Origin of the sequence: Paraburkholderia sacchari, from assembly GCF_000785435.2 — a bacterium.
GTDB lineage: Bacteria > Pseudomonadota > Gammaproteobacteria > Burkholderiales > Burkholderiaceae > Paraburkholderia > Paraburkholderia sacchari.
In genome coordinates this window covers 71283-84168 of the sequence record NZ_JTDB02000005.1, presented here as the reverse complement: position 1 = coordinate 84168, position 12886 = coordinate 71283, and the positions used below count along the sequence as shown (strand labels likewise).

The 12886-nt window shown below is 65.4% G+C and carries 11 protein-coding genes; 5 read left to right on the top strand and 6 right to left on the bottom strand.

The window, feature by feature from the left end; all coding sequences use genetic code 11:
• Nucleotides 1–9 precede the first annotated feature (9 nt).
• Together NH14_RS18780 and NH14_RS18775 are read right to left on the bottom strand one after the other, a co-directional pair.
• Complete coding sequence (locus tag NH14_RS18780) at nt 10–828, bottom strand: ABC transporter substrate-binding protein (protein WP_035524299.1); 819 nt, start codon at nt 826–828, stop codon at nt 10–12.
• A gap of 93 nt (nt 829–921) precedes the next feature.
• Nucleotides 922–1605, bottom strand: a complete 684-nt coding sequence (locus NH14_RS18775) for a GntR family transcriptional regulator (protein ID WP_052147948.1) — start codon at nt 1603–1605, stop codon at nt 922–924.
• A gap of 511 nt (nt 1606–2116) precedes the next feature.
• On the opposite strand from NH14_RS18775, the gene gabP reads away from it, so the two are divergent.
• The 3 genes from gabP to NH14_RS18760 all read left to right on the top strand — a co-directional run bounded on the left by gabP (nt 2117) and on the right by NH14_RS18760 (nt 5267).
• Nucleotides 2117–3520 (top strand): GABA permease, encoded by a 1404-nt coding sequence (gabP, locus tag NH14_RS18770; protein ID WP_035524296.1) that lies wholly within the window; start codon nt 2117–2119, stop codon nt 3518–3520.
• A gap of 144 nt (nt 3521–3664) precedes the next feature.
• Nucleotides 3665–4399, top strand: coding sequence for an aldolase (locus tag NH14_RS18765; RefSeq protein WP_035524294.1), 735 nt, complete (start codon nt 3665–3667; stop codon nt 4397–4399).
• A 19-nt stretch (nt 4400–4418) separates the two neighbouring features.
• Nucleotides 4419–5267 (top strand): AraC family transcriptional regulator, encoded by an 849-nt coding sequence (locus NH14_RS18760; protein ID WP_084225250.1) that lies wholly within the window; start codon nt 4419–4421, stop codon nt 5265–5267.
• Between the two features lie 88 nt (nt 5268–5355).
• Here the strand turns inward: NH14_RS18760 and NH14_RS18755 are convergent, their stop codons facing one another.
• The 4 genes from NH14_RS18755 to eat form a co-directional block, all read right to left on the bottom strand.
• On the bottom strand, nt 5356–6399 hold the full coding sequence (locus NH14_RS18755) for a helix-turn-helix domain-containing protein (RefSeq protein WP_035524288.1): 1044 nt from the start codon (nt 6397–6399) through the stop codon (nt 5356–5358).
• Between the two features lie 348 nt (nt 6400–6747).
• On the bottom strand, nt 6748–7590 hold the full coding sequence (gene eutC / locus NH14_RS18750) for an ethanolamine ammonia-lyase subunit EutC (RefSeq protein ID WP_035524285.1): 843 nt from the start codon (nt 7588–7590) through the stop codon (nt 6748–6750).
• Nucleotides 7587–8996 (bottom strand): ethanolamine ammonia-lyase subunit EutB, encoded by a 1410-nt coding sequence (locus tag NH14_RS18745; RefSeq protein WP_035524282.1) that lies wholly within the window; start codon nt 8994–8996, stop codon nt 7587–7589. The genes eutC and NH14_RS18745 overlap by 4 nt, the downstream gene beginning before the upstream one ends.
• 36 nt (nt 8997–9032) lie before the next feature.
• Nucleotides 9033–10466 (bottom strand): ethanolamine permease, encoded by a 1434-nt coding sequence (gene eat / locus NH14_RS18740; RefSeq protein ID WP_052147908.1) that lies wholly within the window; start codon nt 10464–10466, stop codon nt 9033–9035.
• Nucleotides 10467–10858: 392 nt separating this feature from the next.
• Between eat and NH14_RS18735 the strand changes: the two genes are divergently transcribed.
• On the top strand, nt 10859–11521 hold the full coding sequence (locus NH14_RS18735; RefSeq protein ID WP_035524940.1) for a response regulator: 663 nt from the start codon (nt 10859–10861) through the stop codon (nt 11519–11521).
• A complete protein-coding gene (locus tag NH14_RS18730; protein ID WP_035524278.1) occupies nt 11518–12876 on the top strand; it encodes an ATP-binding protein in 1359 nt (452 codons plus the stop codon). The genes NH14_RS18735 and NH14_RS18730 overlap by 4 nt, the downstream gene beginning before the upstream one ends.
• The last annotated feature ends 10 nt before the right edge of the window (nt 12877–12886 follow it).

The following is a 12886-nucleotide window of genomic DNA, read 5'->3' as shown; positions in this document are numbered from 1 at the left end:
ACCCCACGCTCAATAGCGGTCGTTCTCGAGCTTCCAGGTCGCGAGCATCTTGCCGTAGCGGTCGCTCTTCACGAGGTCGGCCACGACCTTCGCCACTGCCGGCGAAAGCGGCTCGCCCTTGCGTGCGCCAATGCCGGTTGCGATGCGGTTGAAGCCCGGCACCGCTTCCTCGAACATGTCGCCCGATGCCTGGCGGAAGTGTGCGGCGCTCTCCGAGGTGGTGCCGTAGGCGTCGACCTGTTGCAGGCGGAACGCCTGAAATGCATCGGCGTCCGAACTATAGACAACGATGTTCATCGGCGCCTTGCCTGCCGCGGCGAGCTTCTGATTTTCCTTTTCGAGCAGCGAGCTGATGGTCGTGCCGTTGAGCACGCCGACTTTCAGGCCCGATAGATCGTCGAGCGAGCGCACGTGGCGCGGGTTGCCTCGCGGCACCATGATCGACTGGCTCGAATACATGTAGTCGACGATGTCGATGATCTGGCGCCGCTCGGGCTTGTCGAACAACTGGCCGATCACGAGATCGCATTGACGCGCCTGCAGCGCCGGAATCTGTCCGCTGAACGACATCACCTTCCACTCGACCTTGAGATTGCCGAGTTGCTTCGCCACGTCGTGCGCAACATCGACGGAGAAGCCGCGCGGCTGCTGATTCTCGTCGTAGGACGCGAGCGGCGGCGCATCCATGCTCGAACAGTAAGTCAGCGTGCCGCTTTTCACGAGGCCCAGATCAGCCGCGTGCGCCGTGGCGGCGCCGGCAAGCTGCGCCAGCACCACGACGCCGGCGCAGGCGGCAAGACGAAAACGCTTGAACTCTTTTGCTGACATCGGGAGGCTCCTGGCTGAGTGTGGTGACAACGTGTGGGCACAACGTGAAACACAACGAGTGGGGCACAACGACAAAATGGGCAAACCAGCGCGTCATTCCCGCGACGGCGGCGATTCGAGGAATGCGATGATCTGCGGCACCGTCGATTCGATGTGCGCGCGCAGCGCCTGCTCGGCCTGCGCGGGGTCGCGCGTGCGCAGCGCGTCGATCAGGATCTGGTGGGCGTCGCGCGCGCGCTTGCGCCTGAAGGTCGCCTGCTCGATCCACAGGCGCATGGGGCCTTCGATCAGCGTATAGAGCGAGAGAATCTGCTGATACAGGCGAGTGCGGCCGCTGATTTCGCACAGGTATTCGTGAAAAGCGCAGTGGCGCTGCACCCATGTGTCGGTGTCGCCGACGCAGGCGTCCATGTCTTCAAGCAGGCGTTCGAGTTTCGCGAGGTGCGCTTCGGTGCAGCGCGGCGCGGCCACGCGCATCGCGAGCCCCTCGAGCGCGATGCGCATGTCGAAGATGTCCTGGATCTCGTCGACGGAAAGACCGCGAACGATCGCGCCGCGGTTCGGCCGCTGGATCACCAGCCCCTCGCTGTGCAGGCGTCGCAGCGCGGCGCGCACGGGCATGCGGCTCATCGAAAGCGCTTCGGCCACGGTCTCCGCGACGATGCGCTGGCCCGCCGCATAGCGGCCTTCGATGATCGCCTCCAGCAAGAAACGATAGGCCTCCTCCTCGGCGGATAACGCCAGACCGGCAGTGCTGCGAACGTTGGTGGCATGCATGGTGCAATGCGGCATGACGCCGCGTCCGGTTGTGCGATGTCAAGGAGATTACCCCAGCTGGATTTTTGGATCCAGTCTTTCAAAAAAGAGATTTCGCCGTCTGGCGGATTCGGGCTGAGTGGGGAATGAGCGCCAATATCCCGGCATGGACCCCACCGCCGACTCGCCCAGCGTCTGACCGACCGTCAGTGCGCCGCCATTTTCGCGCCGGCCATCATGGTGGCGAGCTTGGGCGAGCGCGCCGAAGACGTCATCGCATGGATTCGCGCGGCCCGCTCCAAATAGTTTGCATTCCAAATTTATTAGCACCTATGCGGGTGATGTCCCCGCTGCGCGCTCGCGCTATCGAATTTCATCCCTCAATCGCCGGGAAAAAGCGGGATCCCGGCAAATTCTTTATGCCGAATCACGCCGTTATCAAGTGCGCATGGATTGGCCCTTGACGCCCATTCATCGACAAACGAGACTCTGCGCGCCGTATTGGACTCAAGTGGTTGACTTTGGAGACAACATGCAGGTATCGAACGACGCTAAATTAAGCAATGGACTCAAGCAGCGGCACGTCACGATGATGTCGATCGGCGGCGTGATTGGCGCGGGGTTGTTCGTGGGCTCGGGCCACGCGATTGCGGAGGCCGGTCCGGCCGCACTGCTTGCCTACATCTTCACCGGCGTGCTCGTCGTGCTTGTCATGAGAATGCTGGGCGAAATGGCCACGGCGCAACCCGACAGCGGCTCGTTCTCCACCTACGCCGACCAGGCCATCGGCCACTGGGCCGGCTTCACGATCGGCTGGCTGTACTGGTGGTTCTGGGTGCTTGTCATCCCCATCGAAGCCACGGCCGCCGCCACCATCCTCAACGCATGGTTTCCCTCGATTGCAACGTGGGTCTATGCTCTCGGGATCACCTTCATCCTGACCGTCACGAATCTTCTCTCGGTCAAGAACTACGGCGAATTCGAGTTCTGGTTCGCGCTGGTCAAGGTGGTCGCCATTATCGTGTTTCTCTGCATCGGCGGCGCGGCGATCTTCGGCGTGCTGCCGCATTCGGGCGTGTCTGGCGCTTCGCGGCTCGTCGATAACGGCGGCTTCATGCCCAACGGGATCGGCGCGGTTCTCGCGGCCATGCTCACCACCATGTTCTCGTTCATGGGCACGGAAATCGTCACCATCGCCGCAGCCGAATCGCGCAACCCGCGCCAGCAGATCGTGCGCGCCACCCGCTCGGTCATCTGGCGCATCTCGCTGTTCTATTTCGGCTCGATCTTCGTCGTCACCGCCATCGTGCCGTGGACCGATCCCGGCCTGACTTCGCAGGGCTCATATCAGCGCGCGATGGAACTGATCGGCGTGCCGCACGCGAAGGCCATCATCGATATGGTCGTGCTGCTGGCCGTGGCGAGCTGCCTGAACTCTGCGCTTTACACCGCTTCGCGCATGCTCTTTTCGCTCTCGGTGCGCAGCGACGCGCCGCCCCTGCTGCGCACGACCGACAATGCGGGCACGCCGCGTGCGGCGGTGCTCGCCTCCACCGCGTTCGGCTTTCTCACGGTGGTCGCGAACTACCTCGTGCCCGAGCGCGTATTCAGCTTTTTGCTGGCGACGTCGGGCGCCATCGCGCTGCTCGTTTATCTCGTCATTGCCGTTTCGCAGTTGCGGATGCGCGGAAAACTAAACATGGTCAAGGACGACCTTCAGCTGAAGATGTGGTGTTTTCCTTGGCTGACGTGGGTGGTGATTGCGTTTATCTGCGGCGTGCTGGTCGTGATGCTGATGGGCGAAGATCACCGGACCGAGGCCGCGGCAACGGGCGCGCTGGCGATTTGCGTGGTGGTGGCGTCGTGGCTGAACCAGCGCCATCAGCAGCGCCAGAAGCAGGCTCACGCTCAGCACGCTTCCACGCGCGTCCACTGAAGGCGCCTGCGGCTGCCCGATCGAATAATCTCCCCGGATGGGCTGGACATCGCCGCCGCGAGCCGGGAAACTGGAGCCCGCCGGGCACGCAAGCGACGCGTCACGAAAATTGAAAACGCCCGGCCTGAAACAGGAGATCGAACGGTGAACGAGTTTCCGGCCATATTTCACGACCCGGGCGTCGAAAAGCTGCGCGCGGATCTCGCGCTTGCACTGCGCGCAGCCGCGCATTACGGTCTCGGCGAAGGCGTCTGCAATCACTTCAGCGTCGCGCTTCCCGGCGAACACGGGCTCTTCCTGCTGAACCCGCGCGGCCTGATGTGGAGCGAGGTCGGCGGCGACGACATCGTGATCGTGGATGAGGCCGGCGCCGTGGTCGCGGGCCGGCACGAAGTGGAGCCAACGGCCATGTTCATCCACGCCGCGATCCATGGCATCGCTGGCAAGACCTGCGTTCTGCACACTCATATGCCCTATGCCACGGCGCTCACGCTGACCGAGGACTGCGGGCTCGACACAACCCTCTCGCAGAACGCCATGCGCTACCACGGCCGCATCGCGCTCGATCGCGAATACAACGGTCTCGCGCTCGGCCCCGAGGAAGGCGAGCGCATCGCGCACGCGCTGGCCGGCAAGGACATCGGCTTTCTCGGCAATCATGGCGTGGTGGTATGCGGCGAGCGCATCGATTACGCGTTCGACGATCTCTACTACCTGGAGCGTGCATGCGCGGCGCAGGTGCTCGCGCGCTCGACCGGGCGTGCGCTGCGGCCCGTGGCCGCCGATCTCGCGCAACGAGTCGCGAGCCAGGTGCAAGGCGAGCGACTGCAATCGGAGCTGTTTTTCGCGGCCTTGCGCAGAACGCTGCCCAGCGCGTAACGGCGCGCCCGTTCACGCCATGCCGAAATCCCGCCCTCCGGCCGCCACGAGCGCACGCAAAGTGCTGCAGCACGTGAGCCCGCCGCCGTTCGCGGACACGCTGCCCGTGCCGGTCTATTTCCGCACCGAGCACCTGCCATCGCACGCGCGCTATCCCACGATGCGGCATCCGTGGGGCGAGTTCGTCTATTCGTTCAGCGGCATCACCGAAGTCACGGCCGGCGAGGAATACTTCCTCGCACCGCCGCACATGGGCCTGTGGATTGCGCCCGGCACCGAGCACGTGGGCTTCAATCATGCGGAGACCGTGCACTGCTCGGTCTACATCAGCCGCGAGCTGTGCGGCGCGATGCCGGCGCACACCTGCGCGATGATGGTCTCGCCGCTCGTGCGCAGCATGCTCGACCATTTGCGCGCGCTGCCGCCGGCCGGACACGACGGCAGCGAGTCGCCTGCGCGCGCACGCCTCTTGCGCGTGCTGGTGGACCTGCTCTCGACCTGCGCCACCACCGGCAGCTACCTCCCGCACGCGGACAACCCCGAGTTGAACGCCGTGCTGCAAGTCTTCCATGGCAATCCCGCCGACAACCGCCCGCTCGCCGAACTCGCCACTGCGTTCCATATGAGCGAGCGCACGCTGATGCGCCACGCGCAGCGCGAACTGGGGATGTCGCTGACCGAGTGGCGCGCGCGCCTGCGTCTCGTGAGCGCGTTGCCGCTGCTGCAAGCGGGGCGCAGTGTGGAATCGGTGGCGCTCGATCTCGGTTATGCGACTTCGTCGGCGTTCATCGCCATGTTTCGCCGGCTCACGGGCACGAGTCCAGGCAAGTTCGTGGCCCGTCCGGCCAATCATCAGGCATCCGAATGAAATCGCGCGTGGGCTGCGAGCGGGCATAACGCCGTCGAAGCGCCTGACGCGCAGGGCACCACGCGTTACGCGGAGGCACCGGCAGTGCTCACATGGCTCGCAACGCCTCCGAAGGCCGCATGCCGAACATGCGCCGATAATCCGCCGCGAACTGGCTCAAATGCCCGAAGCCCCAAGCGGCGGCCACGTCCTGCACCGATCCAGCCGCGCGCCCGCACAGGTCGCGGCGCGCGCCGTTCAACCGCAGCGCGCGCAGATAGGTCGCGGGAGCCATCCCCAGCACGTCCTGGAAGCAGTACTGCAAGGTGCGGCGGCTCACGTGCAATTGCTCGCAAAGTTCCGGCACACCCACCGGGCGCGAGCGATGCACGAGCACGTAGTCGCGTGCCTGCGCAACGATCCAGCGGCGCCGCGAGGCTTGATCGACGCCCGGCTCCGCCGTCTCGGCTCCATCAGCCACGCAAGCGTCGAACAGCGCCGCCAGCAACTCGGCCTGCAGATCGTTGCGCTCGAAGTCCGTGAGCGGCGCAGGAGCCCGCCGGCCCACGCCGTCCGCCGCATCGTCCGCATCGTTCAGGCGCTGCGCCAGCAACCCACACAGATACGCGAGGCGCCCCGCACCTGCCTGCACGATGGGCATATCCGGCTGCCATGCGTCGAGCGGCATGCGCTCGACGGTCTCGGCATAGTGGCGCAGCACTTCTGCGCGCACCACCACACCGTAAATCGAAAACTGCGCGGGCGTGAGCAACTCGAATTCGACGTTGCCTGGCCGCACCGCAAAGGTCTGGGCGCCAAACGGCTGAGTGTCGATGCGCGCCTGCTGGTCGCGCGCGGCGGGAATGCCGAACCAGTACGCGTCGCCGCGCACCTCGCACGCCTGGCGCAGCGTGTGGCTCGTGGTTTCGCAGAAGATCTTCATGGTGTCGAGCGAAATCTCGGTGAGCGTGCCGACAAAGCTCCCTGCCGCAAGCTGATCGTAGGTCTGCCGCCAGCCGACCAGGTTGCGAGCCTGTTCATCGGCATCGTGTGCGACGCTCACCACCGCGCGTCCGGCCAGCGCGTGTGCACCCTGCGCGCCAAGGTGCGTGTCTTCGGCCGTCTGCTCGAACGGCTTGGCCGTGTGCTCCATGGAGTGCCTCCTTGTGCAACCAGTCTATCGAAACGATCGGCGCAGGAGACGCAAAATCCGTGCCATGTCGCGCAGCCATGCGAGGAGGCTCATGGCACGCGCGTGCGGCATATTGCGCGTTCCGCGTCGTGCGGAGGGTGCGCAACGGGTGTGCAACCGTGGCGCACTGCGCTCGCTTCGGTGTTCAACAATTGCGCACTATCGGTGCAGCCCCGCGCTCCCACCCATGCGGTACAACCATTGGTCGACGCGCGATTGTGGCGCAAATGAGGGGTGCGAACCTGTGCGCGCGACGCACGGCGCATTACGCCATGAAATCATGGATCGCAGGAGCTTGCCATATTGGCTTTATACAGCGTCGTGGGAAGACGCAATCCGCCCCATTTTCTGCCGCTCCTCGGGCAGGAGCGCATCGCTATCGTCCTTGAGGCCCACCCCAGTAAGTCCGAGCCGCCGCGCGTGCGTGAGCAGATAGTGCAGCTTGTGCGCGGCACCATCGTAGGGAAGGCCCTCGGGCCGCACGTTCGAGATGCAGTTGCGCATCGCATCATGGCAGCCCACCTTCGGCGCCCAGGTCAAATACACGCCCAGGCTATCGGGCGAACTCAGGCCTGGCCGTTCGCCGATGAGCATCGCCACAAGCTTCGCGCCCAGAAGTTCGCCGATCTCGTCGCCGAGCGCGACGCGCGCCTGGCGCGCCACCACCACAGGCCCGACGCGCCAGCCGTGGCCCGCCGCGGCGTCTGCCTTCAGCCGCTCGCGCACAGCTTGCAGAAGCGGCAAGGCCTGCTTTGCGGCGGCAAACGCGGACAGACCGTCACCCACCACGAACACAATGTCGGGGCCCGCATTGCTCTCGTTACCCTCGCGGATTGCGCGACCCGCATCGCCCAGCGCCGCACGGCTCTCGTCCGAGAGCCGCCGCCCGAGGTCGGGGCGACGCAGGTAATGATCGCGGTCCGGCGCGGCGCTCTGTGCCGCGAGCGCCGTGAAGCCCGACTCTTCCAGTTCGCGCAGCAACGCCTCGGCGTCGAGCGGCTGATGCACGGCGTCGCGCGCCTGCGCATGCGAGAGATTGAACGCGAGCAGCGGCGCAGTCGGCAGGCCGTTGCCCGCGCGGCCCAGCGCGATGCGCGCATTCGTGAACGCCTTCAGGCCGGCCCAAGGATTTTTTTCGACGGCGTCGCTCATGTGCCCACTCCCATCCCGCTTCCCATCCATTCATCCACGCCCGCGAGCAGCGGCACGCGTGGCGAGGCAGGCAGCAGCGCGCCTTTCGCGTCGGCAATCTCCATCGTCTCCAGCCACTCCTCGAACTCTGGCGCGCGCCGCAGGCCCAGCAAGTCGCGCACGTACAGCGCGTCGTGAAACGAGGTGCTCTGGTAGTTGAGCATCACGTCGTCGGCGCCCGGAATGCCCATGATGAAGTTGATGCCCGCCGCGCCCAGCAACGTGAGCAGCGTGTCCATGTCGTCCTGGTCGGCTTCGGCGTGATTCGTGTAGCAGATGTCACAACCCATCGGCACACCTAATAACTTGCCGCAGAAATGATCTTCCAGACCCGCGCGAATGATCTGCTTGCCGTCGTAGAGATATTCCGGCCCGATGAAGCCCACCACGGTATTAACGAGGAACGGCTCGAAGCGGCGCGCGACGGCATAGGCGCGCACCTCGCAGGTCTGCTGATCGACGCCATGATGCGCATTGGCCGAAAGCGCGCTGCCCTGTCCCGTCTCGAAGTACATGAGGTTGTTGCCCACGGTGCCGCGCTTGAGCGAGAGGGCAGCCTCGCGCGCCTCGCCCAGCAGCGCGAGCGAGATGCCGAAACTCGCGTTGGCCTTCTCCGTACCTGCGATCGACTGGAACACGAGGTCGACGGGCGCGCCTTTCTCGACGGCCGCAATCGTGTTGGTGACGTGCGTGAGCACGCACGCTTGCGTCGGTACGCGATAACGCTCGCGAAAGCCGTCGATCATCGTGAGCAGCTTGACGATGGCTGCCAGGCTGTCGGTGGCCGGATTAATGCCGATCATCGCGTCGCCGCAGCCGTACATGAGGCCGTCGAGCATCGAGGCGGCGATGCCTTTCACGTCGTCGGTGGGATGATTCGGCTGCAAGCGCACCGACATGCGTCCGGGCAGCCCCACCGTGTTGCGAAAGCGCGTGACCACGGGGCGCTTTTTCGCCACCGCGATAAGGTCCTGGTTGCGCATGAGCTTCGAGACCGCCGCCGCCATCTCCGGCGTGATGCCCGGCCCCACGCGCTCGAGCGTGGCGCTGTCCGCCCCGGGCGAGAGCAGCCAGTTGCGGAAATCCCCCACGGTGAGATGCGAGACCGGCGCGAACGCATCCTTGTCATGCGTATCGACGATCAGGCGCGTCACTTCGTCTTCTTCATAAGGCACCAGCGCCTCATTCAGGAAGATCTTGAGCGGCACGTTGGCGAGCGCCATTTTGGCTGCCACGCGCTCCTCCTCGCTCGCCGCCGCCACGCCCGCGAGCTGGTCGCCGCTGCGCAGCGGACTCGCCTTGGCAAGCAAGGTTTTGAGGTCCGCGAAACGGTACGTGCGCAGACCGATCGTCTCCGTATAGGACATCGCTTCAACTCCTGCTGACTTGCATATCGCTCGCGCTCATTCCTCGAGCAGCACGCCGGGGGATTCGATCGGCGCATCCGTCTCGTGGTCCGGATGCGCGCCCGAGGCTGCGTCGCGCTGTGCCCGGGTCGCCAGAAAATAAGCATAGCCCAGTGCGAGAAACACCACGAAGATCAGGGCTACGAGCGTGTTGTAATAGAACATCGTGCCAAGGCATACGAGCGCGGCAACGAGCGCGAAGGCCGGAAACAACGGATAGAGCGGCGCGCGGAACGGCCGCTCCATATTGGGCCGGGTGCGGCGCAGCTTGAATAGCGCCGCCATGCTGACGATGTACATGACGATGGCGCCGAACACCGACATCGTCACGATGTTCGCGGTGAGCGTCTGGCCGCCGAACTGGATGAGTTCGTCGCTATAGATAGCCGCGATACCGACCACGCCGCCGGCCAGGATCGCGCGATAAGGCGTCTTGAAGCGCGGATGCACTTTGGCGAGCCACGCGGGCAGATAGCCTTCGCGGGCAAGCGCGAAGATCTGGCGCGAGTACCCGAGAATGATGCCGTGAAACGATGCGACGAGGCCGAACAGCCCCAGCCACACGAGCATATGCATCCAGCCGCTGTGCTCGCCCACGATGTACTTCATGGCCTGCGGCAGCGGGTCGTTGATGTTGGCGAGCCGCGACCAGTCGCCCGCGCCGCCCGCGAACACCATCACGCCCACCGCGAGCGCCACCAGCGTGAGAATGCCGGTCACGTAGGCAATCGGAATCGAGCGCTTGGGGTTCTTGGCTTCTTCGGCGGCCATGGCCACGCCTTCGATGGCGAGGAAAAACCAGATCGCGAAAGGAATAGCCGCGAACATGCCATGGACGGCGCCCAACGAGAAATGATCGTTGCCCGACCAGCCGCCCTTGAGGAAGTGCGACCATGCGAAGCCCGGGGACACGACGCCCATGAACACGAGCAGCTCGAAGATCGCGAACAGCGTGACCACGAGCTCGAACGTGGCGGCAATCTGCACGCCCACGATATTGAGCGCCATGAACACCAGATACGCGCCCACGGCGGCGTGTCTGGGCTCGAGCGCCGGAAACTGCACGTGCAGATACGCACCGATGGCAAGCGCGATGGCCGGCGGCGCGAACACGAACTCCACCAGCGTGGCGACACCCGCGAGGTAGCCGCCGGCCGGGCCGAACGCGCGGCGCGCATACGCGAACGGGCCGCCAGCGTGTGGAATCGACGTGGTGAGTTCGGTGAAGCTAAAAATGAAGGTGGTATACATCGCCGCCACGAACAGCGCCGTGACAACGAAGCCGAGCGTGCCGGCCGTGGCCCAGCCATAGCTCCAGCCGAAGTATTCGCCGGAAATCACAAGCCCGACGGCAATGCCCCATAGCTGCCACGTACCGAGCGTTTGCTTGAGCGCTGGCGCGGCGCCACGGCCTTTAGACTCTGCCTGCATGGTGTTTTATCCTCCTGGGTGGCCCGCGCGGTCGGCGCCGGATTGGGTGTTGGGACCATGCTAGACAGTCATTAATCGAGGCGTTATCGAAAATCGGCAATTGCGCGTTCCTTACGTTTTGCCTGCGAAGCAAAATACGGCACCCGATCCCACCCTTAAGCAGCACATAAGCGTTTTCCCGGCAGACTGCGCTGCAGTCCACCGAGCGCATTTCAGCGCGGTGTTTTTTTCTCGTGCAGATGCCGCTCGTGCTGCTGCCGGCGCTGCTGCGCTCCTGCAAGCACGGCGCGGCACGCCACGGGGAAGCTGAAGCATAAGGAGACGAGGAGGGCTGTGCCATGCGCGCAACTGAGCGACAATTGCAGGCCGAAGAAGCAACCTGGAGCAACACGATGCGTCTCTTGCTCGTCGAAGACGACGAAATGATTGCCGAGCCCGTGCTCGACGCGCTGCGCCGCGAAGGCTACGCCGTCGACTGGGCCAAGGACGGGCGCGAGGCCGAGCTCTCGCTCGCCAACGACGTTTACGACCTCGTGCTGCTCGACCTGGGCCTGCCGAAGAAGGACGGCGTGAGCGTGCTGGCCTCCTACCGCCGGCGCGGCGGCGAAGCGCCGATCCTGATCATCACCGCGCGCGACAGCGTGACCGACCGCGTGAGCGGGCTCGACGCGGGCGCCGACGACTACCTCGTCAAGCCCTTCGATCTCGACGAACTCGCGGCGCGCGCCCGCGCGCTGCTGCGGCGGCGCACGGGCCGCAAGCAGCCGGTCTACGAACACGGCGACCTCGCGCTCGACCCGGCCGCGCACGAAGTCACCCAGGGCGGCGAAACGGTCTCGCTCGTGCCGCGCGAGTTCGCGCTGCTGCACGTGCTGATCGAGGAGCCCGCGCGCGTGTTCACCAAGGCCGAACTCGAAGAACGGCTCTACGGCTGGGGCGAGGAAGTGGGCAGCAACACGATCGAAGTGCATGTGCATAGCCTGCGCCGCAAGATCGGCGCGGACCAGATCGTGACGGTGCGCGGCGTGGGGTATCGGCTCAAGAGGGCCGAATGAAATCGATCCGCCGCCGGCTGCTGGGCTGGCTGATCTGCGGGTTCGCGGCCGGCTCGGCTGTGGCGGGCTTCGGCATCTTTCACACCGCGCACGACGAGGCGAACGAGCTGTTCGACTACGAACTGCGCGCCGTGGCGCTCTCGCTGCCGTCTAACCTCACCGCAGGCCACACGGCGCACGCGGCGCCCGATCTGCAGGGCATTGCCGACGACCGCATCCTCATCGAGATCTGGGACGCCAGCGGCACGCCGATCTATCACACCTCGCACGATGCGCCGCTGCCGCGCAATCCTGAAGGATTCCATACGATCGAGCAGTCGGAAACGCACTGGCGCACTTTCGGCGTGCAGCAAACCGGGCGCTTCGTGCAAGTCGCCCAGCCGATCTCCGTGCGCGAAACGCTGGCGCTGCGGCTCGCGCTGCATACGCTCTGGCCGCTCGCGCTGTTCGTGCCGGTGGCCATCGTGCTCGTGCTGCTCGTGGTGGCGCGCGGGCTCGCTCCGGTCGGCGCCCTTTCGGCGCTGCTGGCAGCGCGCTCGCACAATGCACTGGAGCCGATCAAACTGGACCGGTCGGCGCCCATCGAACTGCGCCCGCTGGTGGAGGCGCTCAACGGCCTGTTGCAGCGCCTGAACGCCGCTTCGCAGGCGCAGCGCACCTTCGTCGCCGACGCCGCGCACGAGCTGCGCTCGCCGCTCGCGGCGCTCAAGCTGCAATTGCAGGCCGCGCTGCGCGACGGCACGCTCACCGGCGAGCCGCACACGACCGGGCGCATCGAAACCCGCCTGAACCGCTTGATCCGGCTCGTGCAGCAGTTGCTCACGCTGGCGCGCGAGGACGCGCAGCCCGCGCTGCCCGTCGCCGTGGTGAGTCTGCGGCGGCTCGGCGAACAGGCGATCGGCGACTTTTCGCTGCTCGCCGAAGAAAAGGACATCGACCTCGGCCTCGAAATGCGCGCGCCCGTGACCGAAGGCGATGCCTGCAACGTGGCCGCCGACCCGCACGGGCTCAACACGCTGCTGAACAATCTGCTCGACAACGCAATCCGCTATACGCCGCGCGGCGGCAAGGTCGATCTCGTGCTCACGCGCACGGGCGAACAGCTGGGCTTCGAAGTCGTCGACAACGGGCCCGGCATTCCCGAGGAGGATCTGGACCGCGTGCTCGACCGCTTCTATCGCGCGAGCCATGTGCAAGGCACCGGCAGCGGTCTCGGCCTCTCGATTGCGATGCGCATCGCGCAGCGTCACGATCTGCAACTCGTGCTGCGCAACAATGCGGACGGGCATGGGTTGACCGCTGCGGTTAGCGGGTTGCGCCCGCGCGTTGAAGCTCGGGCGGACGCGCAGGCTTGAGTCTGCGCTT

Excerpts from the sequence above, each read along its gene's own strand:
- NH14_RS18780 (WP_035524299.1), bottom strand. The coding sequence starts at position 828 with ATGTCAGCAAAAGAGTTCAAGCGTTTTCGTCTTGCCGCCTGCGCCGGC.
- NH14_RS18775 (WP_052147948.1), bottom strand. The coding sequence starts at position 1,605 with ATGCATGCCACCAACGTTCGCAGCACTGCCGGTCTGGCGTTATCCGCC.
- gabP (WP_035524296.1), top strand. The coding sequence starts at position 2,117 with ATGCAGGTATCGAACGACGCTAAATTAAGCAATGGACTCAAGCAGCGG.
- NH14_RS18760 (WP_084225250.1), top strand. The coding sequence starts at position 4,419 with ATGCCGAAATCCCGCCCTCCGGCCGCCACGAGCGCACGCAAAGTGCTG.
- NH14_RS18755 (WP_035524288.1), bottom strand. The coding sequence starts at position 6,399 with ATGGAGCACACGGCCAAGCCGTTCGAGCAGACGGCCGAAGACACGCAC.
- eutC (WP_035524285.1), bottom strand. The coding sequence starts at position 7,590 with ATGAGCGACGCCGTCGAAAAAAATCCTTGGGCCGGCCTGAAGGCGTTC.
- NH14_RS18745 (WP_035524282.1), bottom strand. The coding sequence starts at position 8,996 with ATGTCCTATACGGAGACGATCGGTCTGCGCACGTACCGTTTCGCGGAC.
- eat (WP_052147908.1), bottom strand. The coding sequence starts at position 10,466 with ATGCAGGCAGAGTCTAAAGGCCGTGGCGCCGCGCCAGCGCTCAAGCAA.
- NH14_RS18735 (WP_035524940.1), top strand. The coding sequence starts at position 10,859 with ATGCGTCTCTTGCTCGTCGAAGACGACGAAATGATTGCCGAGCCCGTG.
- NH14_RS18730 (WP_035524278.1), top strand. The coding sequence starts at position 11,518 with ATGAAATCGATCCGCCGCCGGCTGCTGGGCTGGCTGATCTGCGGGTTC.